The 26,992-nt window shown below is 69.7% G+C and carries 24 protein-coding genes; 13 read left to right on the forward strand and 11 right to left on the reverse strand.

Annotated features, from left to right (window positions below):
* Positions 1-50 precede the first annotated feature (50 nt).
* The 3 genes from F624_RS35610 to F624_RS0101645 form a co-directional block, all read right to left on the reverse strand.
* Positions 51-9,113, reverse strand: a complete 9,063-nt coding sequence (locus tag F624_RS35610) for a glycoside hydrolase family 94 protein (RefSeq protein WP_019572509.1) — start codon at positions 9,111-9,113, stop codon at positions 51-53.
* A 224-nt stretch (positions 9,114-9,337) separates the two neighbouring features.
* Positions 9,338-9,637, reverse strand: a complete 300-nt coding sequence (locus F624_RS0101640) for a DUF1488 family protein (RefSeq protein WP_019572511.1) — start codon at positions 9,635-9,637, stop codon at positions 9,338-9,340.
* A 108-nt stretch (positions 9,638-9,745) separates the two neighbouring features.
* A complete protein-coding gene (locus tag F624_RS0101645; protein ID WP_019572512.1) occupies positions 9,746-10,078 on the reverse strand; it encodes a BON domain-containing protein in 333 nt (110 codons plus the stop codon).
* Between the two features lie 411 nt (positions 10,079-10,489).
* Between F624_RS0101645 and F624_RS33165 the strand changes: the two genes are divergently transcribed.
* The 4 genes from F624_RS33165 (at position 10,490) to F624_RS0101670 (ending at position 13,065) form a co-directional block, all read left to right on the forward strand.
* A complete protein-coding gene (locus tag F624_RS33165; protein ID WP_169426521.1) occupies positions 10,490-10,930 on the forward strand; it encodes a DUF4398 domain-containing protein in 441 nt (146 codons plus the stop codon).
* Positions 10,927-11,859: an OmpA family protein gene (locus F624_RS0101660; RefSeq protein WP_019572514.1), complete on the forward strand. Its 933-nt coding sequence runs from the start codon at positions 10,927-10,929 to the stop codon at positions 11,857-11,859. The genes F624_RS33165 and F624_RS0101660 overlap by 4 nt, the downstream gene beginning before the upstream one ends.
* A 61-nt stretch (positions 11,860-11,920) precedes the next feature.
* Positions 11,921-12,325: a hypothetical protein gene (locus F624_RS0101665; protein ID WP_019572515.1), complete on the forward strand. Its 405-nt coding sequence runs from the start codon at positions 11,921-11,923 to the stop codon at positions 12,323-12,325.
* On the forward strand, positions 12,322-13,065 hold the full coding sequence (locus tag F624_RS0101670; protein ID WP_019572516.1) for a GGDEF domain-containing protein: 744 nt from the start codon (positions 12,322-12,324) through the stop codon (positions 13,063-13,065). The genes F624_RS0101665 and F624_RS0101670 overlap by 4 nt, the downstream gene beginning before the upstream one ends.
* A gap of 23 nt (positions 13,066-13,088) precedes the next feature.
* On the opposite strand, the gene F624_RS0101675 is transcribed toward F624_RS0101670, so the two are convergent.
* Together F624_RS0101675 and F624_RS0101680 are read right to left on the reverse strand one after the other, a co-directional pair.
* Positions 13,089-13,967: an FAD-dependent oxidoreductase gene (locus F624_RS0101675; RefSeq protein ID WP_051107270.1), complete on the reverse strand. Its 879-nt coding sequence runs from the start codon at positions 13,965-13,967 to the stop codon at positions 13,089-13,091.
* A 9-nt stretch (positions 13,968-13,976) separates the two neighbouring features.
* Complete coding sequence (locus tag F624_RS0101680) at positions 13,977-15,242, reverse strand: OmpP1/FadL family transporter (protein WP_019572517.1); 1,266 nt, start codon at positions 15,240-15,242, stop codon at positions 13,977-13,979.
* A 216-nt stretch (positions 15,243-15,458) separates the two neighbouring features.
* Between F624_RS0101680 and F624_RS0101685 the strand changes: the two genes are divergently transcribed.
* A complete protein-coding gene (locus tag F624_RS0101685; protein WP_019572518.1) occupies positions 15,459-15,806 on the forward strand; it encodes a DUF3088 family protein in 348 nt (115 codons plus the stop codon).
* A 66-nt stretch (positions 15,807-15,872) separates the two neighbouring features.
* Positions 15,873-16,334: a GNAT family N-acetyltransferase gene (locus F624_RS0101690; RefSeq protein WP_019572519.1), complete on the forward strand. Its 462-nt coding sequence runs from the start codon at positions 15,873-15,875 to the stop codon at positions 16,332-16,334.
* A 9-nt stretch (positions 16,335-16,343) separates the two neighbouring features.
* On the opposite strand, the gene F624_RS32050 is transcribed toward F624_RS0101690, so the two are convergent.
* The 3 genes from F624_RS32050 to F624_RS0101705 form a co-directional block, all read right to left on the reverse strand.
* On the reverse strand, positions 16,344-16,934 hold the full coding sequence (locus tag F624_RS32050; RefSeq protein WP_019572520.1) for a hypothetical protein: 591 nt from the start codon (positions 16,932-16,934) through the stop codon (positions 16,344-16,346).
* Positions 16,935-17,199: 265 nt separating this feature from the next.
* On the reverse strand, positions 17,200-17,406 hold the full coding sequence (locus F624_RS0101700; protein WP_019572521.1) for a dodecin: 207 nt from the start codon (positions 17,404-17,406) through the stop codon (positions 17,200-17,202).
* A 170-nt stretch (positions 17,407-17,576) separates the two neighbouring features.
* A complete protein-coding gene (locus F624_RS0101705; protein WP_019572522.1) occupies positions 17,577-17,774 on the reverse strand; it encodes a hypothetical protein in 198 nt (65 codons plus the stop codon).
* A gap of 133 nt (positions 17,775-17,907) precedes the next feature.
* Here F624_RS0101705 and F624_RS0101710 point away from each other — a divergent pair, with 133 nt between their 5' ends.
* Complete coding sequence (locus F624_RS0101710; protein WP_019572523.1) at positions 17,908-18,273, forward strand: response regulator transcription factor; 366 nt, start codon at positions 17,908-17,910, stop codon at positions 18,271-18,273.
* A gap of 45 nt (positions 18,274-18,318) precedes the next feature.
* Entirely contained in the window at positions 18,319-18,852 is a 534-nt protein-coding gene (locus F624_RS0101715) for a DUF2867 domain-containing protein (RefSeq protein ID WP_019572524.1), read from the forward strand.
* A gap of 178 nt (positions 18,853-19,030) precedes the next feature.
* Here the strand turns inward: F624_RS0101715 and F624_RS0101720 are convergent, their stop codons facing one another.
* Both F624_RS0101720 and F624_RS34615 read right to left on the reverse strand, forming a co-directional pair.
* The gene (locus F624_RS0101720) at positions 19,031-19,894 is read right to left on the reverse strand and encodes a DUF2145 domain-containing protein (RefSeq protein WP_019572525.1); all 864 of its coding nucleotides are present in this window, start codon (positions 19,892-19,894) and stop codon (positions 19,031-19,033) included.
* A gap of 50 nt (positions 19,895-19,944) precedes the next feature.
* Complete coding sequence (locus F624_RS34615; RefSeq protein ID WP_019572526.1) at positions 19,945-20,460, reverse strand: hypothetical protein; 516 nt, start codon at positions 20,458-20,460, stop codon at positions 19,945-19,947.
* Positions 20,461-20,675: 215 nt separating this feature from the next.
* Here F624_RS34615 and F624_RS33170 point away from each other — a divergent pair, with 215 nt between their 5' ends.
* Both F624_RS33170 and F624_RS0101735 read left to right on the forward strand, forming a co-directional pair.
* Positions 20,676-21,095, forward strand: coding sequence for a hypothetical protein (locus F624_RS33170; protein ID WP_157443273.1), 420 nt, complete (start codon positions 20,676-20,678; stop codon positions 21,093-21,095).
* A 131-nt stretch (positions 21,096-21,226) separates the two neighbouring features.
* Positions 21,227-21,487: a hypothetical protein gene (locus F624_RS0101735; RefSeq protein WP_019572528.1), complete on the forward strand. Its 261-nt coding sequence runs from the start codon at positions 21,227-21,229 to the stop codon at positions 21,485-21,487.
* Between the two features lie 89 nt (positions 21,488-21,576).
* Here F624_RS0101735 and gnd read toward each other — a convergent pair whose 3' ends face one another.
* Complete coding sequence (gnd, locus tag F624_RS0101740) at positions 21,577-22,632, reverse strand: phosphogluconate dehydrogenase (NAD(+)-dependent, decarboxylating) (protein ID WP_019572529.1); 1,056 nt, start codon at positions 22,630-22,632, stop codon at positions 21,577-21,579.
* A 206-nt stretch (positions 22,633-22,838) separates the two neighbouring features.
* Here gnd and F624_RS0101745 point away from each other — a divergent pair, with 206 nt between their 5' ends.
* Genes F624_RS0101745 through F624_RS0101755 form a run of 3 tightly spaced genes read left to right on the forward strand, consistent with a single transcriptional unit; the run spans position 22,839 to position 26,841 of the window.
* Positions 22,839-25,223 (forward strand): phosphoketolase family protein, encoded by a 2,385-nt coding sequence (locus tag F624_RS0101745; protein WP_019572530.1) that lies wholly within the window; start codon positions 22,839-22,841, stop codon positions 25,221-25,223.
* On the forward strand, positions 25,220-26,239 hold the full coding sequence (locus F624_RS0101750) for a class I fructose-bisphosphate aldolase (RefSeq protein ID WP_031253846.1): 1,020 nt from the start codon (positions 25,220-25,222) through the stop codon (positions 26,237-26,239). Before F624_RS0101745 ends, F624_RS0101750 begins: the two co-directional genes overlap by 4 nt.
* The gene (locus tag F624_RS0101755) at positions 26,236-26,841 is read left to right on the forward strand and encodes a histidine phosphatase family protein (protein WP_019572532.1); all 606 of its coding nucleotides are present in this window, start codon (positions 26,236-26,238) and stop codon (positions 26,839-26,841) included. The genes F624_RS0101750 and F624_RS0101755 overlap by 4 nt, the downstream gene beginning before the upstream one ends.
* Positions 26,842-26,992: the final 151 nt, after the last annotated feature.

The following is a 26,992-nucleotide window of genomic DNA, read 5'->3' on the forward strand; positions in this document are numbered from 1 at the left end:
GCCGGCCTGCCTGTGCGCTGGCGCACCGTGCAGGTTGCGCAGCGCGGCTTTCAGGCGGTACTGGCCGGTGGCGGCAGGCTTTCTTCCGGCCCCGGCCCCGGCCCCAGGCGCAGCAGCACCTGACGCACGCCCTGGTCGGCCTGCAGTGCGATGCCCTCCGGGCCCTGCAGCAGCCCGTCGCAAAACAGCTCATGCAGGCCTGGCCTCTCAGGCACGGCCTGCACCTCGATGTCGTAGCACGTGCCCTGGCGCTGGTACTGAAGCTTGAAGCCGGTCCAGCCCGGGCGCAGGCAGGGCCGCAGCTGCAGCCGGCCCTGGGCCAGTTGCACGCCCAGCAGCGACTCCAGCACCAGCCGGTAGGCCCAGCCGGCCGAGCCGGTGTACCAGGTCCAGCCGCCTCGGCCCTGGTGCGGGGCGACGCCGTAGATGTCGGCGGCCACCGCATAAGGCTCCACCTGGTAGCGGGCCACGCCCGCGGCGGTCTCGGCATGGCGCAGCGGGCTCACCATGTCGAACACCTCCCAGGCCTGTTGGGCTTGCCCCAGCCGGGCGTAGGCCATGGCACACCAGATGGCGGCATGGGTGTATTGGCCACCGTTCTCGCGCACGCCGGGCACATAACCCTTGATGTAGCCCGGGTCCAGGCCGCCATGGTCGAACGGGGGGTCGAGCAGGGCCACATAGCCAAAATGGCGGTTGACCAGGCGCTGGCCCACCGCCTGCATGGCCGCTCGCTGGTGCGCAGGGGTGGAGGCCCCACCCAGCACCGACCAGCTCTGCGCCACGGCGTCAATCTGGCATTCGGTGTTGCTGGCCGAGCCCAGCGGGGTGCCGTCGTCAAAGTAGGCGCGCCGGTACCAGTCGCCGTCCCAGGCGTGCTGCTCGGTCTGCTCGGCCAGGGTGGCGGCCTGGGCCCGCCAGGCGCTGGCCTGGGCCGGGTCGCCCTGGCCAGCAGGCAAATGGGCCAGCTGGGCCATCTCTGCCATCTCCGCCATCCGGCCCAGGGTGTCGTGCAGAAAGAACGCCAGCCAGACACTCTCGCCACGCCCCTCGATGCCCACCAGGTTCATGCCGTCGTTCCAGTCGCCCGAGCCCATCAGGGGCAGGCCGTGGGCACCAAAGCGCAGGCCATGCGCCAGCGCGCGGCAGCAGTGCTGGTACAGGCTGCCGCTCTCGCCTGAGGCTTCTGGCAGGTCGTAATAGGCCTCTTCGTCGGCCGGCACCGGCCGGCCCTTCAGGTAGGGCAGGGTTTCGGCCAGCACGCCCACATCACCGGTCAATTGCAGGTAGTGGCTCACCGCCTGGGGCAGCCACAGAAAGTCGTCCGAGCAGCGGGTGCGCACGCCGCGGCCGGTGGGCGGGTGCCACCAGTGCTGCACATCGCCCTCCTGGAACTGGCGCGCCGCGGCCCGCAGCAGGTGGGACCGGGCCAGGGCGGGTTGGCTGTGGGCCAGCGCCATGCTGTCCTGCAACTGGTCCCTAAAGCCGAAGGCGCCGCCAGATTGGTAGAAACCGCTGCGCCCCCACAGCCGGCTCGACAGCGTCTGGTACAGCAGCCAGCCGTTGAACAACAGGTTCAGCCCCGGGTCGGGGGTGTGGGCCTGCACCGGCTGCAGCACGCGCTTCCAGGCTTGCTCCACGGCCTGCAGCGAGGCCTCGGCCGCCGCAGCGTCGCGTGGCCCGGCCACGCCTTCAGGCCCCAGGCCTTGCAGGGCGCCCAGCCGGAACACGATTTGCCGGCTTTCGTCCGGTGCCAGTTCCAGGGGCACGCGCAGCGCTGCGCACGGGTCCAGCCCCGCGCCCAGGCGCAGCGACAGCTGGGCCTGGTTCATGGCCGCTGGCTGGCGCCAGGAGCCCTGGCGCCCCAGAAACTCGGTGCGGTCGCCGCTCCAGCTCACGCCGGGTTGCAGGCTCGAAGCACCGGCGTCAAAGAACACCCGCACCCCGGCAAAGTCGTTGTTGTAGGGGTTGTGCGCCAGCAAGGCCCCGGTGGCCGAGTCGCGCTCCGTCACGACGTGCTGGCCGGTGTGCGATGGCAGGTCGCCCAGCACCCACTCCACATAGCCGGTGACGGACAGGCGCCGCACCCGGGCGCTGCGGTTGTGCAGTGTCAGCACCGACCATTTGAGCGACTGCGTGGCGTCCACGTGCACGCTCAGCGTGCTGTGGATGCCTTGCGCCGCGTGCTCGAAGCGGCTGTGACCAAAGCCGTGGCGCACCACCGTGGCCCCGCCGCCGCCACAGGGCAGCGGCGTGGGCGACCAGTAGCGGCCGCTGTCTTCGTCGCGCAGGTACAAGGCCTCGCCGCTGTTGTCGCCCACCGGGTCGTTGCTCCAGGGGGAGAGGCGGTATTCGTGCGCGTTCTGGAACCAGGTGTAGCTGCCGCCGCTTTCCGACAACACGCAGCCCAGCTGCTCGTTGGCCATCACATTGACCCAGGGTTCGGGTGTCGTGCCCGGGTGCCCCGGTCTGCCCAGGCGGACCACATAGCTCTGACCATCGGCCGCGAAGCCGCCCAGGCCGTTGTCGAACTGCAGGCCCGCCACAGCGGCGGGCCCGTCTCCCTGGCGCTCATCGGGGCCCGGGTTGGCGCTCAACAGGCGCGGGGCCTTGCTGCGCCGCAGCTCCTTGCCGCGTGGCGGGGCCACCTGTTGGGCCAGTGTGCCCCCGGTGTCGCTCAGCACCACCCGCGCCACACTCAGAAACAGGTGCCGGTCTTCGGGCGAGATGTGCTCGCCCACGCGCACAAAGATGCCGCCCGATTTTTCGGCCAGGTTGGCCTCCAGGCCCGAGGCGATCAGGCCCAGGATCTGCTCCTGCAGCACCTGGCGGTAGCCGGCGCGGTCTTCGTTCCAGATCATCAGGTCCACCGTCAGGCCCTTGAGGCGCCAGTAGGCATGGGCGCGCACCAGCTGCTGCACCAGGCCGATGTGGGCCACATCGCTGATCCGCAGCAGCACGATGGGCAGGTCGCCCGAGATGGCGTAGCTCCACAGCCCGGACTGGCGCCGCTGGTTGCGCAGCAGCACCTCGGCCGGCGGGCGCAGCGCCGGCTGTGCATACAGCACGGCGCCGGCCAGCCGCCCATAGAGCTGGGCGTCGGCTTCGCTGGCGTTGATCTGCTGCAGGTTCACCCAGCTGTGCGTCCAGGCCAGGTCGAACACCCGGTCGGCCAGGTGCTTGTCGCGGTATTTGTCGATCAGCCCCATGGCCTGGTCGCGGGTGTCGGCCATGCCGGTGACCATATCGAGGGTGATGGTCTGCTGCGGCTCCAGTGTGATGCGGTGGCGGATCGCCACGATCGGGTCCAGCACCGCACCCGCGCTGCCCGACAGCGGGGCGTGGCTGTTCAGGGCCTGGGGTGACTGCAGGCTGCGGGTGCGGCCGATGAAGCGGCGGCGGTCGGTCTCGAAGCTGGTCTGCGAGCTGGTGCCGCCGTGCACCACCACCAGGTGCATCAGCCACACGGCGGCTTCGGTGCTGGCGCGCGGTCGGCGCGTGCAGACGATGGCCTGGCGCGCCGGCACGATCTCGGTCTGCACGAACAGCTTGCTGAAGGCCGGGTGCTGACTGTCGCCACCGGCCGGGGCCAGCACCACCTCGGCATAGCTGGTGACTTCGAGGGTGCGGCGCTCGCTGGCGTTGTTGCGGATGTGCAGGCGGCGCAGTTCGATGTCGTCTTCGGGCGAGACGGCCATCTCGGCGTGCACGTCGTAGTTCAGGTCGCGGCGGCGGAACTCCACCCGGCCTTCCGAGAAGATCGCCTGGTAGCTGCTGGGCTCCCGGCAGGTTGGCTGGTGCCCCACCGACCAGAACTCGCCGCTGGCTACATCGCGCAGGTAGCAGAACTGGCCCCAGGGGTCGCGGGTGGGGTCTTCGCGCCAGCGGGTCACGGCCAGGTCTTTCCAGCGGCTGTAGCCGGCGCCATTGTGGGTCAGCATCACGTGGTAGCGGCCGTTGGACAGCAGTTGCACCTCGGGGGCCTGGCGTTCGGGTTCGGTGATGATGCGCATGGGAAGGACCGGCCCGGTCGAGGGTGTGCGGGTGGCGCTGCTGGCCGCGGTTTCGTGCTGCAGCCGGGTCGGGTTGGGAATGCGCTCGTGCAGCAGCAGAGCGCTGGCGCGCAGGGCCGGTACGGCCATGAAGCGGCGCTGCATGGGCTGGCCCAGCAAGGCGTGCCCCAGGGCCAGCAGGCTCATGCCCTGGTGATGCGCCATGAAGGACTGCACGGTGGCGCTGGTCTTGCCGCGGGGCACGCGGGCGGCGGTGAAATCGATCGCCTCGTACAGGCCGTAGCGGGTGTTCAGGCCCATGCCGGCCAGGCGTTGCAGGTTCTGGCAGGCCGCCTGGGGGCTCACCAGCAGGGCCAGTGCCGTGGCGTAGGGGGCCACCACCAGGTCTTCGGCCAAGCCCCGCTTCAGGCCGGTGCCCGGCACGCCGAAGGCGCGGTAGCGGTAGTTGAGGCTGGCATCCACCGCGTTGTAGCCCGATTCGGAAATGCCCCAGGCCACACCCCGGCTGGCGCCGTAGGCCACCTGGCGTTGCACAGCCGACAGGCAGGTCTGGTCGAGCAGGCTGTTGGCCAGGCTGGGCATCACCAGCAGCGGCATCAGGTACTCGAACATCGAGCCGCTCCAGGACAGCAGGATGGGCGGGCCCCCCACCGAGGTCAGCAGGCGGCCCAGGCCGAACCAGTGCTCTTGCGAGAGCTGGCCCTGGGCGATGGCCACATAGCTGGCCAGGCGCGACTCGGAGGCCAGCAGGTCATAGCAGCCCTCGTCCAGCCGGTGCTGCTCCACGTCGTAGCCGATGGTCAGCAGGTGGCGTGTGGGATGGCTCAGAAAGGCCCATTGCATCTGGCTCAGGGCCAGCACCTGGGCGGCCAGTTCGTGCAGTTCGGCCTGGCGCAACTGGGCCCGCTGGCTGGCCAGGCCCACCAGGGCGCGCACATCGGGCAGGGCGCCGATGGCGGCGGCGCTGCCGGGGTAGGGGGCCAGGGTCATGCCGGTGTCGGCACGGGTGCCGGTGGCGAAGGCGAGGCCCAAGCCGGCCAGCTCGCCCAGGCTGGGCAGGCTCAGCAGGCGGTGCGGCAGCAGGGCGTCGGCCTGGCTGCACCAGGGCAGCAGGGTCTGCAGCTCCTGGCGCCCGTCCTGGATCTGGGCCAGCAGCACGCCGGCCCAGTGGTGCATCTCGGCGTGGGGGCTGTGGCTGGCGTCGGGGGTCGGGTTGTCGGGCCCGGGCGCCAGGCATTGGGCCTGCAGCACGACGCAGGACTCGCTCAGGCGCTGCAGGCTGGCCAGCAGGGCCGAAGGGCTGGCGTACAGGCCGGCCCCGGGCTGGGCTGGCTGGCTGGCGGGTGCGGTGGCGGGTGTGGTGGCGGGTGTGGTGGCGGCGGATCCGCCTTCGCGCGCTGCGTCCTGGGCGGCCAGGGCCTGGTCCAGGCGCTGCTGCAGGTTGCGCAGGGCCTGGATCAGGGCGGGCGGGGTGTGTGCATCGGCCTGCTCCTGCAGCACGCCCAGGGTGTCGCCCAGGCCATCGAGCAGGCGCGGGCTCAGGCAGGGGCCTTCGGCCAGGGCCAGCAGGCCGGCGTGCAGGGTCAGCAGGTGGCCGGCCAGGTTGCCGCTGTCGACCGATGACACATACAGCGGTGGCAGCGGTTGCAGGCTCAGGGTGTCATACCAGTTGTAGAAGTGGCCCTGGTGGCGCGGCAGCGCGTGCAGGGTGGCCAGGGCGTTGCGGGTGCGCTCGATCAGGCCGGCAGTGCTCAGGTAGCCGAAGTCGTTGGCGGCCAGGTTGGCCAGCAGCGACAGGCCGATGTTGGTGGGCGAGGTGCGGTGGGCCAGCTTGGCCTGGGGCTGCTCCTGCTGGTTGTCGGGTGGAAGCCAATGGTCGGTGGCGGTTACAAAGGTCTCGAAGAAGTGCCAGGTGCGGCGTGCCAGGCGGCCCAGAAAGCGGGCCTGTGCCAGGTTCAAGGGGGCCTGCTCTTCGCGCAGGGGTCGACTGAGGTAGGCGTTGGCCAGCGGGGCCAGGGCCCACAGCAGCAGCACCGGGGCGCCCACCCACAGGGCGCCGGGCCGGTACAGAGCCAGGGCGGTGGCGGTCAACACGGCCAGTGCCGGGGCCGGCCACAGGCCCTGCCAGATGGGTTGCCACGTGGGTCGCCAGGCGATGCGAGGGCGGGCCTGCGCCGTCACGGCCGGGGTGGCGACGCCGGTCACGGGCGCCGGGGCCTCGTGGCTGGCCTGCCATTCCAGCAGGTCGTGGTGGCTCAGGTGCAGGCGCACCTGGGTGCGCAGCAGCGCGTCCAGGCTGTACCAGGCCTCGAAAGGCAGGCAGGCCAAGGTGAACAGGCCTTGTCGGCAGCGCAGCAGCAGGGCCTCCAAGATCAGTGTGGCGTGCTGGTCGGCGGTGGCCTCGTCGGGCTTGCGCACCGCCTGCAGCGCGGCATTGGCCAGCGCGGGGAAGAACAGAATCCCCAGCACGCCCAGGGTCCAGCCCACCGCCTGGGGCAGCAGGGCCCAGCCCGCCAGCAGCAGGCCCAGCAGGGCCGGTGCCACCAGGCTGCGGCGCAGGTTGTCGAGCAGCTTCCATTGCGACAGGGGGCTCAGCGGGTTCAACCCGCGTCCGCCGCGGGCCAGCGGCACCCGGGCCCAGGCCCAGGCCGCCACCTGCCAGTCGCCCCGGATCCAGCGGTGGCGGCGCTTCACGTCACTCAGGTACAGGGCGGGCATGTCTTCGTACAGGATCACGTCGCTGACCAGGCCGCAGCGCGCGTAGCAGCCCTCCAGCAGGTCATGGCTGAGGATGCGGTTGTCGGGAAAGCGCCCGCTCAGGGCCTGCTCGAACACGGCCACGTCGTAGATGCCCTTGCCGATGTAGGAGCCTTCCTGGAACAGGTCCTGGTAGACGTCCGAGGCGGCGCCGGTGTAGGGGTTGACGCCCTGGTCGCCGCCGAACAGGCGTGCATAGCGGCTGCGGTTGGTGCTGGGCAGGGTGGCGGCCATACGCGGCTGCAGCAGGCCATAGCCCTGGGTGACACGTTGGGCCAACGGGTCGTACTGGGCCTGGTTCAGAGGGTGGGCCAGGGTGCTGACCAGGCGCTGGGCCGCATCGCGTGGCAGCTGGGTGTCGGTGTCCAGCGTGATCACGTAGCGCACGCCGCGCAGGGCGGCGGTGTCGCCGACGATGAGCGAGAAGTCGGCCCCGTCACCGCCCAACAGCCAGGCATTGAGCGCGGCCAGCTTGCCGCGCTTGCGCTCGAAGCCCATCCAGGCGGGCTCGGCGGGGTTCCAGCAGCGTGGGCGGTGGAACAGGCCAAAGGGCTGGGGCTGTGCGGGCTGGCCATGGCGCAGGTTCAGCGCCTCGATGCGCTGGCGCAGGCGGGCCAGGGCGGGGGCATCGGCTGGCAGTTCTTGCTGGGTGGCGTCGGGCGGGTCGCTGAGCAGGGCAAAGTGCAGCTGGGGGTCGGTGTTGGCCAGAAAGCGCAACTCCAGCGATTCGGCCAGCCGGTCGGCGCCCGCCTCGGAGCCCAGCAGGCAGGGCACCACCACCAGCGTGCGCGACTCAGCAGGGATGCCGTGGGCATAGTCCATGCGGGGCAGCCGCTGGGGGCGCGCCAGCAGGGTGGCGCACCAGTTGACGATGGTGACGGCCAGCTGGCTGCAGCCCAGGGCCATGCCCAGGCTGGCCAGGATCAGCAGCACGGGGCCGCCTGCGGCCAGCCGGGTGCCGGCCAGCATGTGCACGCTGGTGAGCAGTGTGAGCAGGGCGATGCTGCCCAGGTACAGCGCCAGCATGGCGTTGGGGCGGGCCAGCAGGGGCAGTCTGGAGGGGGGGCTTGGTGCCTTGGACACTGCTTCATTCGGGCTCTGGCCCGGGCGGGGCGTGCTGAGTTGCTGCAGTTGCGGCAGGCCCTGGTCGATCAGGTAGTAGCCCACGTGCGAGAGTCGACCTGGCGCAAGCCGCCCCGGCGCCGCGGGCAGGGCCGCGGCCTGGCGGGCCAGGGTGACGGCCTGGCGGGCCACCTCGACCTCGCTGAGGTGGCTGCGCCGGGCCAGGCGCTCGACCGCGTGGCGGTAGCGGTCGCGGGTGGCAAAGTCCATGCGGCCGTACAGGCCGCCAGGGTCGTCCTGCAGCGTGTGCTCCACTGCGCTCATGGCTTCGACGAAATCGCGCCAGTCGGTGGCGCCCAGCAGGCGCAGGCTGGCGATGCTGTTGCTGATCGACAGCTGGCTGGCGGCCTGGTGCTGGGTTTCGACCTGCACCACCTGTTCGATGGACAGGCCGCTGTCGGCCAGGTGCAGCTCGATCCAGTTCAGGGGCATGGCCAGGGTGGCACCCTGGCCGCGCAGGCGGCGCACCAGTTCGGCCACGAAGGCGCCCGCCAGCGGCGGGTCGGTGCGGGCCATGTCGGCCACCACCAGGATCAGGTGCTTGGGGTCGGTCTGGGCGGCGGCGCTGAGCTGGTCGGCCCAGGCCGTGGCGCGGCTGCGTTGGCTCAGGTCGGCAGCGATGCGCTCGCCCACACGGCGCAGGTTCTCCAGCATGGCCAGGCGCAGCATGATGGGGATGGCCCACAGCTCGCCCAGGCGCAGCAGGTCCACCCCCTGGTAGGCCTGGATCAGGCGGCGCAGGGCGTCCAGGTCGAGGCGGCCGTCGCCATGCGAGATGGCTTCCAGCGCCATGTCGTAGACCCGCGGGCAGCCCTTGGAGGGGCCGCTGCCCAGCAAGGGCAGGGCGCGGCTGTAGCGCTTGGAGAAATGCAGCCTGGCGGTGCGGATCTGCTCCTCGATCAGGTAGAAGTTGTCCAGCAGCCACTCGCCTGCGGGCGGGACGGCGCTCTGGCCGTCCACCGCCTCGCGCAACTGGGCGTAGGTCTGGTCCAGCACCTTTTCGTTGTCGGCCAGGCGCGCCAGCAGCAGGTCGGGGCCAGTGTGCAGGCTGCCGCGGTGGCGCTGCGCCAGGGTTTTGCCGTGCCGCTCCATCTGCTCGCTGTTGAACAGGTCGGCCTGCAGGGGGGGGGCGGCAAAGATCGCCTGTGCCGGCGCAGCGGCGTGTGGCAAGCCGGGCAGGTGGCGCAGCAGAGCGCGCAGAAAGGCAGGCGTTGGGGGCATGGGCAGTGCGCACGGGGGCGCCAGAAGGAAACGAAGCGGGGCGGCAGGCTATTTCTTGCGCGGTGGCACAGGCGCCACGGCCGGCGGCGGGGGCTCGGGCTTTTTCACCTGCTTGGGCTTCTTGACTTCTTTGTTGCCGTTTTGTTTGTGCGACATGGGGGCTCCTGGGGTGGGAATGCGGTGGGGGGCGGGTGAGGTACGGTGATGAGGGCCACCGAGGCGCGTCAGGGCAGGGTGAAGTGCGCCTCGCGCAGCATCACGGGCTCGAGCGCCCCTTCGCCGAGGCGGCGCAGCACCACGGCGTGGATCTGCCGGCTGTGCGCCTGGAAGCAGGTCAGCAGATCGGCCTGGCTCTCGCCGGCACCGAAGTGGTGACGCAGCGCCTGGCGCGAGACGCTGGCATTGACCGCCGCGCCGGCCTTGGCCACCTGAAAGCGCACCGTGTCCGAGGGCTCGTGAAAGAAGGCCTCACTCAGGTGGGGGTCGGGCACGGGGGTGGGGGGGGCAGCGGGGTCGACCTGCATGGGGAATCCGTTCGGTCATGAGAAATGAGGCGGTGGGAGGGGCACCGGAGGGGGCGTGAGCCGGTGTGCGGGCTCGGGTGGTCCGGCCCGCACACCTGGGGCCTGGGGTCATTTCAGGCGCATGTCGTCCGTCACAGCGGTCACGCCCTTGACTTCGCGGGCCAGGCGCACGGCCCGGTCGACGTTGCCTTGCGAACTCACGAAGCCGCTCAACTGCACGCGGCCCTTGAAGGTCTCGACATTGATCTCGGCCGATTTCAAGGTCGGGTCGTTGAAGATGGCCGCCTTCACCTTGGTGGTGATGGCGGTGTCGTCCACGTATTCGCCCGTGCCTTCGGTGCGCTGAGTGGCCGCGCAGGCGCCCAGCAGCAGGCTCAGGGTGAATGCGCAGGCCAGGCCCAGACGGCGGCTGGTGGTGGTGAGAGTGGGGTGAAGGATCATGGTTCAGGTCTTTCAAGGTCAGGAGGAGGGGCCGGCTTCGCGTGTTCTGGCATCTCGGCCCCTGAAGGGCGTGCGGGCGCCAGGCTGCGCAAAACCGGGTGAACGCGGCGCAGGCCGCACGGGGTGCGGGCTGCTCCAGGGGCACCGGCCCAGCATCGGGCATCAGGGGGGGCGTGTCGGTGCGGTGCATCACACAAGGAGGGCGGGCGCTGTCGCTTGTGCGTTGCCATACAGACCCCGGGCGTGGGGGCCTCGACACTGATGGAAAGCGAGCCCCCTTGGAGACCGAACCCCGTCGGACGCAGGTCGCAGGGGGCGAGCCACGAGCGCCAGCCCTGGTTGCCGTTTTTCCTGCGGTGGCCCTCTGGGCCCGGTTTGCCCATTTCGTGTGCCTTCTTACCAGGAGACCCCATGCCTTCACCGTCCTTGTCGCGGCCACAGTCGCGGCTGCTGTCTCCCTGCTCTGGCCTGCGCCGCTGGCGCCCCTGGCGTCTCTGGCTATGGCTGGCCTGGCCCGTGGCCTGCAGCCTGGGCGCCTGCAGCGGCTTGGGTGCCGCCCAGGCCCAGTGGAGCCGGGCCGAGGCCGCCCTGCGCCAGGCCGACCAACCCGCCGTGCAGGCCGATGCCCCGATCGAACTGGGCCTGGCCCGCGAGAAGCTGCAGCGGGCCCATCAGGCCCTGGGCGTGCAGGATGCGGCCATGGCCCAACGCCTGGCCGAGCAGGCCGAGCTGGACGCCCAGGTGGCCGAGGCCCATGCGCAGCGCGTGCGCCTGCGCCGCGAAGAGAACACCGCCAGGGCCCTGACCCTGAACCTGCAGGGGGCCGGGCGCTCTGCGGGAGCCCAGCCATGAAGCCCCCCTACTGGAAGTTACGCCACAGGCATCTCAGTGCCGCATCGGCGCTGCTGGCGGCCAGCCTGCTGAGCGCCTGCGCCGGCCCACGCGAGCCGGGGGCCGCGGCCCAGAACCCGGTCCTGCTTGCCCTGAACCAGCGCTACGCCCTGGCCGAGGCCGATCTGGCTTCGACCCGCCGCGCCCCCGAGGCCTGGGCCCGTGCCCAGCAGGCCCGGCAGCGCGCCCTGGACACGGCCGACCGCGTGGACGCGGGGCGTGCCACGCCAGTGGAGCTGAACCATGCCGCCTACCTGGCTGCGCAGACCCTCACCCTCGCCCGCGAGGCGGCGGCCAGCGCCCAGGCACGGGCCGCCATCGATGCGTCCCGTACCGAACATGAGCGCCTGCGCGCTCAGGCCGTGCAGGCCCGCAGCGAGCGCCTGCAGGCGGCCCTGGCCTCCGATCCGGCCCGTCCTGCCCGTCCCTTGAACGGGCCGATGGACACGGAAGCCCAGCGCGATGTGCGCCTGGCCACCTTGCAGCTGCAATTGCATGGCATTGCCTCGCAACACACCGAGCGGGGCTGGATGCTGGAGCTGGGCGAGGGCTGGTTTGCCCCCGGGCACTCGGTCTTGTCACCCGAGGGCCAGCAGGAGCTGGCGCGCATCGCGCTGGTGCTGAACGCCAACCCGGCCGAGCGTGCCACCATCGAAGGCCATACCGATAGCGATGGCAGCCATGGCAGCAACCAGGCGTTGGCCCTGCGTCGAGCCGACGCGGTGCGCCAGGGCCTGGTCGCTCTGGGTGTGGCCGCCGAACGATTGGGCACACTCGCCCTGGGCGACAGCCAGCCGGCGGCCTCGAACGACACGGCCGAAGGCCGGCGGGCCAACCGCCGCGTGGACATCTACCTGAGCCCGGCTGGCGATGCGCCGCAGGCCCCCTGAGATGGGTGCGACCGGCAGGGTCCCAGGGCGCTCCAGGGAGCTGCCCCTGGCCGGGCCGCGCTTGAGCACCGACCCGGTGCTGGCCAGTGCCACCCATTGGCGCGAGCTGCTGGCCGGCCTGGGGCTGGTGATCGGGCCCCGTGGCACGCGGGCCCTGGTGCAGCGCAGCCTGGCCCTGTGTCTGGAGCAGGGCGCCGAGGTGGGCACCGAGGTCAGCACGGTGATGCGCCTGCTGACCCAGTCGCAGCCCAGCGACGAGGTGCTGGCCTGGTGGCTGGCGGCGGTCGACGGCGAGACCCAGACCCTGCAGTCGGTGTTGCGTGGCGTGGCCCTGCAGTTGTTGGGGCCGCAGTGCTGCCATTCGCTGATGGGGCTGGTCGAGTGGCCGCTGACGCGCCGCGCCCCGGTGTCGTCCGACCTGCCCTGGGCTCAGACGCCGCATGAACAAGATGGAGCCCGGCCATGACAGCCCCGCGCCGGCTCAACCTGGGGCCCTCGACCGCTCGCTCGCTGGTCCTGCTGGCCGCCCATGCCCGGCGCCTGGAGGCGCGCGTGGCCGCCCTGCGCGCCGAGGTGCCCCAGGCCCTGGCCGGGGCGCGCCAGGCGGCCCAATTGCTGGCAGCCAACGAGCACCTGGTGCTGGCGGCCCTGCAAGCCCAGACGCGGGCTGCGCTGAGCCTGTCGGAGCTGCAGGCCCTCACCCAGCAGAGCCAGCGCGACGCGCTGACCCGCATCCCCAACCGCGCCCTGATGCAGGACCGCCTCGCCCAGGCGATTGCGCACGCCTCTCGCAACAGTGCCTTGCTGGCGCTGTTCTTCATCGACATCGACGGCTTCAAGCAGATCAATGATGCCCATGGCCATGCCGCGGGCGACACCGTGCTCAAGACCGTGGCAACTCGGCTGGCCGCCTGTGTGCGCCAGTCGGACACGGTGTGCCGCCATGGCGGCGATGAGTTCCTGGTGCTGCTGCCCGAGCTGGCCCATCCGGAAGACGCCCTGGCCCTGGCCGACAAGGTGATGGCCGCGCTGATGCAGCCTTGCAGCATGGGTGCCAGCTCATGGCCACTGTCCGTCAGTCTGGGTCTGGCCATCTACCCACGTGACGCCAGCAGTGCCGAGGCCTTGACTGCTTGTGCCGACCGTGCCATGTACCGGGCCAAGGCGGGCGGCGGTGGGCGGGTTTTTGACGGGGCAGATTGCTGAGGCTGCGGGTCAGGTCTCGGATCTCAGGCCTTGGCTTGGGCTGCGCCAACTGCGCCTCCTGCGCCTCCTGCGCCATCTCGTGCCAGTTCGCGCCCGCGCGCAAACACCTCCTCCATGCGCCAGTGCTGATTGACATAGCGCGGGTCGTCGGCCCATTCGTCCCAGCCCGAGTCGCGCCGGTACACGCCCAGCAGGCCACTGGCCCGCACGGTGTCGGCATTCACCTGTACGCGTTCAAACACCGAAGGGTCCACGTACAGGGCATCGGCCTGGCAGTACAGCTCGGCACCCACCTCGGCCGCCATCAGCAGGCCGTCACCTGTGTTGTTGTCGGCCCCCAGCAGTTTGGACAGGAACGCGCAGCCGCCGCTGGCCAGCACCACCGCGCCCGCGCTGATGCGCCAGGGCTGCTGATCGACCCGGCGCAGGCCAGCCGCCCCGGCCACGCGACCCTGGTCATCGCGCAGCAGCTCGAGCGCCGGGTGGTGGTCGAGCACCTTCACACCGGCCTCGTTGAGCATGGCGCGCAAGGCCTTCATGTACTCGGGCCCGCGCAGCGCTCTGAAGATGGTGTGGCCGTTCGCATCCACCGCAAAGCGGTAGTGCCGGGCCAGGGTGGGCAGGTGCTCCCAGGTGGTTTCGATGATGCGCCGCATCCACGGGGCCTCGGCCAGCCCGCCCGCATTGGCGGCGCGTTGGCGCACCGCTTGCTCGCGTTCGGCCGGTGGCACCCACCAGTGGCCCGGGCCGGCGGTGGCGGTCACGCCGCTGGTGCCGCAATAGCCCTTGTCCACCAGGGTCACTCGGGCGCCTGTGCGCACTGCGCCCAGCGCCGCCCAGGCCCCGGCCATGCCGCCGCCAATCACCAGCACATCGGTGCTCAGGCTGTTTTCCAGCGCCATGGTCCGGGCTCAGAGCTTCCAGCCGTAGGCGATGCCGATGATGTTTTCCTTCAGCCGCACATTGGCGTTGCCGCCGCCAAAGCTGGCCGGGATCGAGCCATTGCCGTTGACGGTTTCGCCCAGGCCGCGCGCGTAGTAGCCGGTCAGCTGGCCGCCACTGGGCAGGGTCCAGGTGGCGCCCACGGTCAGGTGGGTGCGGATCACGCCGGGGGCCAGCACGTTGAAGAAGGTCTCTCCCGCCGGGACCACCTGGTTGGTCACGCTCACGCCGCCGCGCAGCACCAGGTCACCCCGGGCCTGGTACACGGCGCCCAGCTTGAGCACCTTGGCATCCTGCCAGCCGAAGCCTGGCTTGCTGCCCAGGGGCTGGCCGGCAAACAGGCTGGCCGCCGAGTTGCCCACAGCGGCCACCTGGCTGTAGCGGATCACCTGGTAGTCGGCGGCCAGGGTCAGGGCCGGGGTGGCCGTCCAGGCCACACCCAGGCCCAGGTTCTCGGGGATGTCGAAGCTGCCGCCGTTGGCAAACAGGCCGCGGTACTTGTCAAAGCGCCCCGAAATCTTCGAGGCCCAGGTGGCGCCCAGCGTCACGCCGGGGGCCACCTGGCCGGTCCAGCCCAGGCGCAGGCCCGCGCCGGTGCTGGTGTCATCGCCCTGGTCGCTGACCTGGCCCGGCGCCTGCGAGAAGCCGTTGAACAGGCCCAGGCCCTTGGCCGAGAAGCGTTGATAGGCCAGGTTCAGGCCCAGGCCCAGGCTGTGCTCGGGGCTCAGCTTGTAGGCCACCGAGGGGGTGACGAACAACTGCTCCAGGTTCACCCCGGCCGAGCCGGTGGCACCAAAGCGGGCGTAGGGGTTGCTGGCGTAATCGGTGTTCATGCCGCCATTGCCATACACCGCCAGGCCCACGTGCCAGCGGTCATCGATGCGGCGGGTGGTGCCCGCTTCAGGCAGGAAGAAGTTGCGCGCACTGTCGCCGCTGTAGGTGGCGTCGGGTGCCACGCCATTGCCGCTGATGCTGGCGCTGCGGCGCGGCCCGAACCAGCTCAGGCCCAGATCCAGCCGGTCGCCCAGGGCGGTGATGCCGGCCGGGTTGCTGGCGGCCACCAGCGCATCTTGCGGCAGGGCAATGGCCACCCCGCCCGTGCCCAGGGCGGCAGCCCCGTAGCCGTGGGCAAAGTAGCCGTTGGTGGCCTGGGCCAGCAGGGGCGCCATCAAGGCGGCGGCCAGGGCCAGCGGGCGCAGGGCGAAGGGGGTGGCAAAGCGGTTTGGGTGTGTCATGGTGTTGGCTGTGAGTCGGGTGTCGGGTCAAGCGATTGGTTGCCAGATTGCCGCGCCCGCGTGCCTGCGCCAACGATCATTTCTGTATAAGTTAAAGCGCAATTCGGGCTTGGTGGCGGAACGCCGATCGACCTAGCATCCAACGGGATCGCTACTGGCCTGGGCATGGGGCCCGGCCGGGTGGGCGCGTCTGCGAAACAACGAAACACCAACACCATGAGCCAAGACCACCTGATCCTGATCCAGCCCGGCTTCGTGCGCCCCGGCCGCGCACCCGAGGCCCGCTTTGCCTGCCCCGACTGCAATGTGCTCGAAGGCCTGCTGGCCACGGCACCCGCTGGCGCTGCCGCGCAACTGAAGGTCTCGCGCGTGCCCTTCGAGCGCCCGCGTCAGGCCGTCATCGAGCTGTTGGGCCCCGACCACCAGGGCCTGCCCGTGCTGGTGCTGGGCGACCAACACCCTGTGCCTGCCGATGCTCAACGCCACGAAGGCCGGGCTTTTGTGAACGATGTGCAGCAGATTTCCCGCTTGCTGGCTGAGCGGCACGGTCTTCTGGCGCTTTGACGGGGGCAGCGGGTTCACCGGCCTGAGAAGCTGCCGGCGCCGCGAGCGCTATGCTCAAGGCCAGCCATGACGCTTCACTTTGAACCCGCCCAACTCCGCGATGCCGAGGAACTCGTCGCCTTGCGCATTGCGGCCATGCGCCCCAGCCTGGAGCGTGTGGGCCGCTTTGATCCCCAACGCGCCCGAGCCCGTTTTCTGGAGCACTTCACGCCAGCTTGCACCCAGCATCTGGTGCTGGCTGGGCGCCGGGTCGGTGTGGTGGTGCTGAGGCAAGACGATGGGCAGTGGCTGCTTGAGCACCTGTATGTGCACCCGGATCACCAGGGCCAGGGCCTGGGTGCCGCTGTGCTGGCCGAGGTGTTCATGCAGGCCGACGCTCAGGGCCTGCCGGTCCGGGTGACGGCCTTGCGGGGCAGCCGCTCGAACCACTTCTACCAGCGTCATGGATTTGAGCTGGTGCAGGAGTCCGAGTGGGATCTTGTGTATGTGAGGCGCCCGGGGACCCCACGCAAGGTCGACGGGCCCTAGTTCACCGACTCACTGACAGCCGACGCTGACCAACGAGAGTTTGTTGGTGGCGGTGACGCCGGTCGGGTTGGTGACCTGGCAGGTGCCCACCAGGGGTTGCTGCGCCACCACCACGTTGTAGGTCGTGCCGTTGGGCAGCGAGTTGGCAAAGCGGAAGTCACCGTTTTGCGCCAGCACCAGGGCCATGCCGTTGGTGCTCAGGGTGACGCTGTAGCCGCTTTGCAGCCCGGTGAGGGTGCCCCCAATGGAGGGGCCGGTATCGCAATTCACCTTGATGTTTCGTACCGACGAGCCGGTGTTGCTGATCTTGCCGCTGCCATTGGTGACGGTGCAGGTTACCCCGGTGGGCGCGGTTTTGATGGTGACGCTGTAGCTGGCATTGGCTTTCAGTTCCGAGGCAAAGCGGAAATCGCCATTCTGGGTCAGTGTCAGATCGTCGGCACCGTTGTTCTGTAACACGATCTGCTGGCCTGTTGGCAGGCCCGACATCGTGCCGCCCACCAGGGCATCCAGCCCGCCACCGCCACAGGCACTCAGCCCAAGCAGCGCCACGATGGATCCGGCCAACAGCGGCCGACGAAGGTTGTTGAGATGGCTCACTTTGTATTTTCTCCCTGATGTATCTCCAACACCCGAAGCCACGCAGGGCTGCAGGGCGGGCTGCTCTCAGCGCCGCAGGGGGTAGACGAGGTCGTCTTTACAAAGTTCCAGAAAAATATGGAAAGATGAAGTTATGTCAACCGAGTCGCATGTGACCTTCGCAAGAAGGCCCGGGTGGAGGTTGGCCGCAGGGCCTGGGAGTCGCCCCCGTCACGGTATTCGAGGGGCCGGGTTTCGAGGCCCGGCCTGCACCGGGCTGAAGGTCTCAACCCAGGGTCTGACCGACCTTGATCGTCACCTGCCAGTGGGCCACGGCCCCCTGCACCACCTGGCCACGGGTCTCGACCACCTCGAACCACTTGATGTCGGGGGATTTTTCGGCCGCCTTGGTCAGGGCCTGGCGGATGGCGTCGTCGCTGCTGGTGGGCGACGAGCCGGTGAGTTCGCTGATCTGGTAGACATGGTGATTCATGGCACGGCTTCCTTGTGTTGGCTGGATCATGGATGCTGGCGTGCTGCCGCACAGCCGTCTGTGGGGCGGCACACCCGGCCGACACCCTGGGGTGTCGGTGGGCCCATGTTCCCGCCGCTGTCGGCCTGGCACAACAAAGTAAAACGTCTGAGCCCCCCCCGGAAAACGCATCAAAGCCAGAGGACATCGAGCGCCAGTCCGATCAGGCCCACGGCCAGCGCCAGCAGAAAACCCACGGCCAGCACCTTCAGCCACACCCAGCACAGCGATGCGCCGGGGTGGCTGCTGGCGCCGGGCAGGGGCTGCCAGGAGGGCGTCTCAGCGTCGATGTCAGAGTCATCGACAGGGCGTTCTTTGGGCAAGGGCATGGGTCTTCCAGGAGGAGCCGATACCCTAGCGCGCAGCATCTGACTGCGGCCTGACTTGTCGAGATTTTGCTGTTTTCACTGCTGCGGCTGATAAGCTGGTACCCCAGACTTTCATTTGAGGCAAGGCAGGAGCATGAAAATCCTGATCATCGAAGACAACGCCTCGGTGCGGCAACTGATCGTGATGGCGCTTGATTTCATGGATTGCGAGGTGTTCGAGGCCGTGAACGGGCGCAGCGGGCTGGATCAATACACCGAGCACAAGCCCGATGTGGTGCTGCTCGACGTGATGTTGCCCGGGGGGCTGGACGGTCTGGAGGTCTGCAAGGCCATCCGGGCTGACACCAGCCACCGCTGCAAGATCCTGATGCTGAGCGCCAAGGCCCAGTTGGTCGACCAGTTCGACGGCCTCATGGCCGGGGCGGACGAGTACATTGCCAAGCCCTTCAGCGTGACCGAACTGCTGGCCAAGCTGCAGATACTCAACGACAAAGCCTGAATGCCTCGGCTTTCAGCCTTTGCGAATTTCAAACCGGTGACCTTTATGCACGCCAGACCCTATGCCTGTGAGGCCCCGGCCGGCAGCCTGATCAGCCCTTTGCTGCCGGGTGCCTACTTTCACGACGCCAACGCCATCGCCGTGGCGGGCCGCCAGACCACCGCCCTGGACCATTTTCTGCAGGCCCTGCGGCATACCCCGCGCTGGGTTGACACGCTGATGGTGCTGCGCAACCGGGTGGTGTCCCTGCTGGGCCTGAAAGACCTGGGCGCCTTGTCGCGGCTGGACCCTGCCAAGCCCGCCTCGGCCTACGCCGTGGGCGAGCGTGTGGGCATCTTCACCCTGATCAAAAACACCCCCGACGAGGTGCTGCTGGGCGACCAGGACAAGCACCTGGACGTGACCCTGTCGGTGCACCGAGCCGCAGACCCGGCGGGTGGGCCCTCCACCGTGACCGTGACCACCGTGGTGCACGTGCACAACCTGCTGGGCAAGATCTACATGCTGCCGGTCACGCCCATGCACCGCATCATCGGGCCGGCGGTGTTGAAGGCCATCGGCAAGCCCGAAGGGGCGTGAGCCCGGTGTTCAGCGCCTCCTCGGCTGTGGCCGGTTCGTCCGATGGCGCCGTGGCGGCGCTACAGCCGTGCCGGGGTGACTGGGGCGATCTACAGCAACTTTGTGCGTGTGGAGTGGGCGCCGGCGCCATGCTCCCAGGTGCCACTCGGGCTGGGTGGGCCTGCGTGGGCAGCGGGCGTCAAAGCAGCGGTTGCAGGCGATCCGCCTGGCCGGCGTGGCAGGCCTCGTCCACCGGCGCCCAGCCCTCATGCACGACAGCCTGCGGCCCGTCATGGCACAGCTCCAGGTGCTGACTGTCGGGCCAGCGCGCCCGCGCAAAGGCCTCCAGCGTGGCGGGTACGCTGACCTTCAGGCGCAAGGCAAAACGGTCGTCCTCGGGGTGGTCGTCCAGGTGCACCAGGGGCACAAAGGTCGAGGCGAACATCAACCAGTGCGAGGGCACCTGCACGGGCTCGGGGGCGTAACCGGCCTGGCGCAGCCATTGCTGGGCCTGGGCGCGCAGATCGGGGCCGCGCGGCAGGGCACCCCAGGCCAGGGCCATCAGCTCCAGCACCCACTGGTTGCAGTTCTGGTAGCGCAGGCCCCAGGCATAGGCGTTGGCGCTGTAGCGGCTGGCCAGCAGTTGCAGGGCGGCGGGCGTGTCGAGGGCCGCTGCGCGCAGCGCCTGGGCCGCGGCAGGCGGCAGGCGTACGACGGACAAGTAGCCCCGCTGGGGTCGCTCCGAGCCCATCACAAAGCCCGCCAGCCCCTGGTCGTACAGGCGCGGGGCCTGTTCGTCACAGGCGTAGTACAGCTGGCGCACGCGCCACACCCCGGTCTCGCGGTCGCGCAGGGCCACCCCTGCATGGGAGTAGCGCAGCCCGAACTCCGACAGGTCCAGGCCCGAGCGGCTGATCAGCACCGTGTCTTCGCCGCTGGCGTCCAGCTCGGCGCGCAGCACACCGGCAAAGCGCAGCAGGGTGTCTTGCTCGCCTGCGCTCAGGGTGGGGCTGCGCTCGCAAAATTGAGAAGAAGCCAGGCCGGCGGCATGGGCTGTGGCCAACCCGCAGGCCAGAGTGAGACCTGCGAGCAGGGCGCGGATCGCCCGGAGCCTCACAGCCCGATGACGCGGCGGGCGGCCAGGTCGTCGTGCCAGTCGTCGGCCAGCACCAGAAAGAAGGCTTTCCGGGTCTCGGGCTGGCTGAACTCGATGCCGTACACGCGGCGTTCGGCATGCACCGTGCCGCCGGTGCTCAGGTCTTGGGCGCGCACCACTTCGGCCGGCAGGTCGAGCATCAGCAGGCCCGCATCGGCGGCGGCCGTCGCCTGACCCACCGGCATGGCCGCCTGCCATTGCAGCGTGAGGCGGAGCTTGCCTGGGCGCTCCGGTACCGGGGCCAGTGCCAGGATGCGGTAGTCGCCATTGGCCACCTGCCGGCCATCACGCGAGCTGTCGGCCGAACTGTTGCTGGAGCCGTGCAGCGAGTCCGACACGCTGCCGCTGGCCGACGAGCCGGCGCTGGAGGCCGAAGAGGCCAGACTGTCGGCCTGGGCAGGCCCGTAGGCACAGCTTGCAGCGATCAGCAGTGCGGCTGAAAGGTGGCAAAGGTGGGTGGCTTGAAGGGGCATGGTGGGGCTAGGGCATGGGGGCAAGCTGCAGGGACGTGTGCCTGGGGCAGCGTGCCGCGGGTTGACTGGTGGGCTGATTATCCATGCAGCGCCCCGGCATTGCGGCCCAACGGGCGCTGCGCCTTCGCCAGGGGGCGGTGTGCTGACGCACAGAAGCTCGCCATGCCGCTCACCAGAATCATGGGACCTGAAAAACAACTTTCCAAAGGTTTGCCATGTGTGCTTCATTTCGGTTGTGGATACCCCGCCTTGCCCTGGCGCTGCCCCTGGCCTGCACCCTGGGCTCGGCCCTGGCCTTGCCCCCCACCGAGGCCCAGGACCGTGAACGGCGTTACCGCAGCGAGCGCCAAAGCTGCCTCGATGGCAGCAGCCACCAGGACCGGGCCACCTGCCTGAAAGAGGCGAACGCCGCCCACGCCCAGCCCGTGCCAGCCCCCACCCGCAGCGCGGACGCGGCGCGCTACCGCCACAACCAGGTGCGGCGTTGCCAGGCCTTGCCCGAGCGCGACCACGCCCGTGAAGACTGCCTGTCGCGCATGAACGAGCCCAGCGCCGCCCATGGCTCGGTGGAGTCAGGGGGCATCTTGCGTGAGTGGCGTCGCGCGGAAGAAGCGCCGCTCGCACCAGCGCGCTGAGACGATCTGAGTGCGCTGCAGATCTGGGTGCCATGTCGCACAGACCGCCCTGGCCCACGGCTCAAGAATCTGTACCTGAGCGCAATGTCTGCGTTCAGCATTCGTCAACCCAACCAGCACAAGGTGATTCCATGACCCTGACCCAAAGCAGCAATGCCGCCGCCAAAGACGCCTCCAAAGACGGCGCCAAGTCGGCGGAGCAGCACCATTTGAAGAGCGCAGAACACCTGGACCTGGCCTCGGCCGCGCACAAGGATGCGGCCAAGCACCATGCCAGTGGCGACAAGGCCGCCGCAGCCAGCTCCGAAAAGAAGGCCGAAACCCACACCGCCACGGCCGCCCAGCATGCCCAGAAGGCAGCGGCCAAGCCTTCGGCCCCGGCTTCGCGCTGAGCCGAGGCAGGCCCCACAGGCCCTACCGGCCCTACAGGGCGCCGGCAGCCGACAGGCTCCGGCGCCCTGATTCTTTTGAGGTGGCCGATTCAGTGTGATTCGTCTTTTGCAGGGGCCGTTTCGGCGTGGCCGCCGAACTCATGCCGCATGGCCGACTGCAGGCGCAGGGCAAAGCCGCTCTCGCCGCGCGAGGCAAAGCGCGCGCTCAGGGCGGCGCTCAGCACCGGCACGGGCACCCCGACGTCCATGGCCGCCTGCACCGCCCAGCGGCCCTCGCCCGAGTCGGACACCCGGCCTTCGAAGGCGGCCAGCGTGGGGTCGGCCACCAGGGCCTCGGCGCTCAGGTCGAGCAGCCAGGAGCTGACCACGCTGCCCCGGCGCCACAGCTCGGCGATGTCGGCCAGGTTCATGTCGTAGGCATACAGCTCGGGCGCATCCAGGGGGGCGGTCTCGGCATTGGGTGCCGGGGCCTGCGTGCCTTGCGTCGTCAGGCCAGTGCGGCCGATGCCGGCGCTTTGCAACAGGTTGAAGCCCTCTGCGTAGGCCGCCATCAAGCCGTATTCGATGCCGTTGTGCACCATCTTGACGAAGTGCCCGGCGCCGTGCGGCCCGCAGTGCAGCCAGCCATGGCGGGCGGTGCCGGTGTGGGGCGGCCGGCCGGGGGTGGGTGGGGCCGTGCCGCTGCCGGGGGCCAGGGTTTCGAACAGCGGCGCGGCGCCTTGCACCACGGCGGCATCGCCGCCCACCATCAGGCAGTAGCCGCGCTCCAGCCCCGCCACACCCCCGCTGGTGCCCACGTCCAGGTGGTGGATGCCTGTGGCCCGCAGCAGGGTGGCGCGGCGCAGGTCGTCGCGGTGGCGCGAGTTGCCGCCATCGATCACGGTGTCGCCCGGGGCCAGCAGGGGGATGAGCTGGGCCAGCAAGGCATCGACCGCCGCGGCCGGCACCATCAGCCACAGCGTGCGTGGCGCACTCAATTGCTGCACCAGGTCCTGGGCGGAGGCCGCGCCCCGGGCCCCGAGGGCGAACAGCGGTGCAATGGCCTGCGGCTCGCGGTCCAGCACCACACAGTCGTGGCCCCCGCGCAGCAGCCGGGTCACCATGCTGCCCCCCATGCGCCCCAATCCGATCATGCCGAGTTGCATCGTTCGACTCCTGCGCCTGTGCCGTGAATGAGCACGCCCGCCGCCGCAGGCGCCGGCGCGTGGCATGTTGGCCCAATGTGCAGGCTTGGCCCGCCCTGTGTCTGTGGCCTGGCACACCGGGCCGGGTGGCTCAGCGCACAGACCGCCCCGGGGGCCGCGGCTAACTTGGAGCGCTCTCAGGCCCTCGAACACCGGAAGCCCCACCCATGACCCCCGACTCCCTGTCTCCCGATCTGCTGCAGCGCATGGATGCGTACTGGCGGGCCTCCAACTACCTGGCCGTGGGCCAGCTCTATCTGTACGACAACCCCTTGCTGCGCCAGCCGCTGACCCTGGCGCACATCAAGCCCCTGGTGGTGGGGCACTGGGGCACGGTGCCGGGGCAGAACTTCATCTACGTGCACCTGAACCGCGTGATCTGCCAGCACGGGCTCAACATGCTCTACATCGCCGGCCCTGGGCACGGCGGGGCGGCCCTGGTGGCGCAGGTCTACCTCGAAGGCAGCTGGAGCGAGGTCTACCCCGAGGTGACGCAGAACCTGGCCGGCCTGCAGAGGCTGTTCAAGCAGTTTTCCTTCCCAGGGGGCATCTCCAGCCACGTGGCGCCCACCACGCCGGGATCGATCCACGAAGGCGGCGAGCTGGGCTATTCGCTCAGCCATGCCTTTGGCGCGGTGTTCGACAACCCCGAGCTGATCGCGGCTTGTGTGGTCGGCGACGGTGAGGCCGAGACCGGCCCGCTGGCCACAGCCTGGCATTCGAACAAGCTGCTCGACCCGGTGCATGACGGTGCCGTGCTGCCCATCCTGCACCTCAATGGGTTCAAGATCAGCAACCCCACGCTGCTGGCGCGCATCGGGCATGAAGCCCTGACGCAGTTCTTTCAGGGCTGCGGCTGGGCACCGATCTTTGTCGAGGGCGATGAGCCGATGGCCATGCACCAGCGCATGGCCGTGGCACTGGACCTGGCGGTGGCGCAGATCCAGCAGATCCAGCGCCAGGCGCGCCAGCACGAAGGCGGTGAGCGGCCACCCTGGCCCCTGATCGTGCTGCGCTCGCCCAAGGGCTGGACCGGTCCGGCCACGGTGGACGGTCTGCAGATCGAGAACACCTTCCGATCGCATCAGGTGCCGTTGGTGGTCAGCCCCGAGTTCCCGCAGCACCTGGCCTTGCTTGAGGCCTGGATGCAAAGCTACCGGCCGCAAGAGCTGTTCGATGAACAGGGCACGCTGCTGCCTGAACTGGCCGAGCTGGCGCCCACGGGCCTTCAACGCATGGGCAGCAACCCCCATGCCAATGGCGGGCTGCTGTTGCGCCCACTGCTGCTGCCTGATTTCCGGGAGCACGCGCGGCCGCTCACCGTGCCCGGCGCGCTGCAGGCCCAGGACACGCAGGTGCTGGGCCTGTACCTGCGCGACGTGATGCGGCTCAACCGCGCGCAGCGCAACTTCAGGCTGTTCGGGCCCGATGAGACCGTGTCCAACCTGCTGGGGGCCGTTTTCGAGGTGACCAACCGCCAGTGGGACGCCGAAACCCTGGGCAACGACGAGTTTCTGCAGCCCGACGGCCTGGTGCTCGATTCGATGCTGAGCGAGCACCAGTGCCAGGGCTGGCTCGAGGGCTACCTGCTCACCGGGCGCCACGGACTGTTCAACAGCTACGAGGCCTTTGTGCGCATCGTCGATTCGATGTTCAGCCAGCACGCCAAATGGCTCAAGGTGAGCCGTGACCTGCCCTGGCGGCGGCCCATCGCCTCGCTGAACTACCTGCTGACCTCGCACGTCTGGCAGCAGGACCACAATGGCTACACCCACCAGGACCCCGGCTTCATCGATCATGTGCTGAGCAAGAAGCCCGAGCTGGTGCGCGTCTACCTGCCGCCCGATGCCAACTGCCTGCTGGCGGTGGCCGACCACTGCCTGCGCAGCCTGGGCCGCGTCAACGTGGTGGTGGCGGGCAAGCACGCCCTGCCGCAGTGGCTGGGCATCGAGGCGGCCGCAGCGCACTGCGCCCAGGGCCTGGGCGCCTGGGCCTGGGCCGGCAACGAAGGCCCGGCCGGGCCCGATCTGGTGATGGCCTGCTGCGGCGACACCCCCACGCTGGAAATCCTGGCCGCCACCGCCTTGCTGCGTGAGCACCTGCCTGAGCTGCACCTGCGCGTGGTGAACGTGGTGGACCTGGGCCGACTGCAGTCGCCCGTCGACCATGCCGAGGGCCTGAGCGATACCGACTTCGACGCCTTGTTCACCCGCGACAAGCCGGTGATCTTCGGCTTTCATGGCTACCCCGGCCTGGTGCACCGCCTGACCCACCGGCGCGCCAATCGGCAGTTGCAGGTGCATGGCTACCAGGAGGAGGGCACCATCACCACCGCCTTCGACATGCGGGTGCAAAACCGCCTGGACCGCTTTCACCTGATTCAGCACGCGCTGGAGTGCCTGCCCCAGCTGGGCCCCCGCGCCGAGCCCCTGCGCCAATGGACCCAGGAGCGGCTGCTGGCGCACAAGCGCTACATCGACCAGCACGGCCAGGATCTGCCCGAGATCCGCGATTGGCGCTGGCCCGCCGCCAGTGCGGGGCGGGCCCCATGATCGACACCTTGCGCGCCCTGCTGGTGTCGGGCAAGGGCCTGCTGGCCATGGACGAGAGCGTGGGCACCTGCAACCAGCGCCTGGTGGCGGCCGGCATCGCCCCCACGCCCGAGATGCGCCAGGCCTACCGCGCGCTGTTGCTGGGCACGCCGCAACTGGGCGAGGGCATCAGCGGCGTGATACTGCACGACGAAACCCTGCGCCAGTCGCTGGACAACGGGCGGGCCATGGTCAGCACGGCGCAGCTGGCGCAGGACGCCGGCGTGCTGATCGGCATCAAGGTGGATCTGGGCACGCAAGACCTGCCCGGCCATGCGGGCGAGAAGGTCACCGAGGGGCTGGACGGCCTGGGCCCGCGACTGCAGGCCTACCGGGCGCTGGGTGCGCGCTTTGCCAAATGGCGCGGCGTCTGCAGTGTCGATGACCTGGCCCGGCCCAGCCTGGCCTGCATCGAGGCCAATGCCCACGCCCTGGCGCGCTATGCCGGCCTGTGCCAGGCGGCCGGTCTGGTGCCCATCGTCGAGCCCGAGGTGCTGATGGCGGGCCCGCACTCCCTGGCACGCTGCCAGCAGGTGACCGAGGCACTGCTGGGCAGCGTGTTCAGCCAGTTGCAGCGGCAAGGGGTGGCCCTGGAGTTGCTGATCCTCAAACCCAACATGGTGATCAGCGGGCTGGACGGGCCGCAGCAGGACAGCGCCGCTGACGTGGCCCGGGCCACGCTGCAGTGCCTGCGCCGAGCGGTGCCGGCCGCCGTGCCGGGCATTGTGTTGCTGTCGGGCGGGCAAAGCGGCCCGCAGGCCAGCAGCCGGCTCAATGCCCTGCATGCGGTGCCCGATGCAAGCCTGCCCTGGGCCGTGTCATTTTCGTTTGCCCGGGCCCTGCAACACCCGGCGCTCGAGATCTGGGCCGGCCAGGCCAGCCAGCAAGGCGCCGCCCGGGCGGCCCTGATGCACCGGGTGCGCTGCAATGTGGCGGCGCTGCGCGGGCGCTACACCGCCGAACTGGAAATCCCATGACGGGCGCCTTGAAGATCTTCTTCGTGCGCCACGGCGAAACCGCCTGGACCCTGTCGGGCCAGCACACCGGCAGCACCGACCTGCCGCTCACGCCCACCGGTGAGGCCATGGCCCGCGAACTGGCGGCGCCGCTGCGCGACATCGCGTTCTCCCGGGTGCTCAGCAGCCCGCGGCGCCGCGCCCGGGCCACCTGCGAACTGGCCGGCCTCGGCGCCGTGGTACAGAACGAGCCCCTGCTGGCCGAGTGGGACTACGGCGACTACGAGGGCTTGCGCACCGCCGGCATCCAGGTGCTGCACCCGGGCTGGAGCGTGTGGGCCGACGGTTGCCCCGGGGGCGAAACCCCGGCCGATGTGGCGGCCCGGGCCGATCAGCTCATTGCCCAGCTGCAAGACCTCAGCGGGCCGGTGATTCTGTTCTCGCACGGCCAGTTCGGGCGCGTGTTGGCCGCACGCTGGATCGGCCTGCCGGTGACCCAGGGCCAGCACTTCACGCTGGGCCCCACATCCCTCAGCGTGCTGGGCTTTGAGCAGGGCTACCCGCAGCGCCGCGTCATCACCCTGTGGAATGCCCCGGTGTGTGGGGGGCTGCGGGCGATCTGAGACAACTGGCCACCGTGGGGCTCATCGGTGCTTGTCACCCAGGTGGTTCGGCTGCTGAAGCCTCGGTCTGCTTCTAAGCTGATGCGGAAGTCTTCGTTTCAAGACGCGTCAGGGCCTTGAAGATCCGGTGCTGCCATGCCCCTGATCAGCG

It is taken from the genome of Curvibacter lanceolatus ATCC 14669 (assembly GCF_000381265.1).
Lineage (GTDB): Bacteria > Pseudomonadota > Gammaproteobacteria > Burkholderiales > Burkholderiaceae_C > Curvibacter > Curvibacter lanceolatus.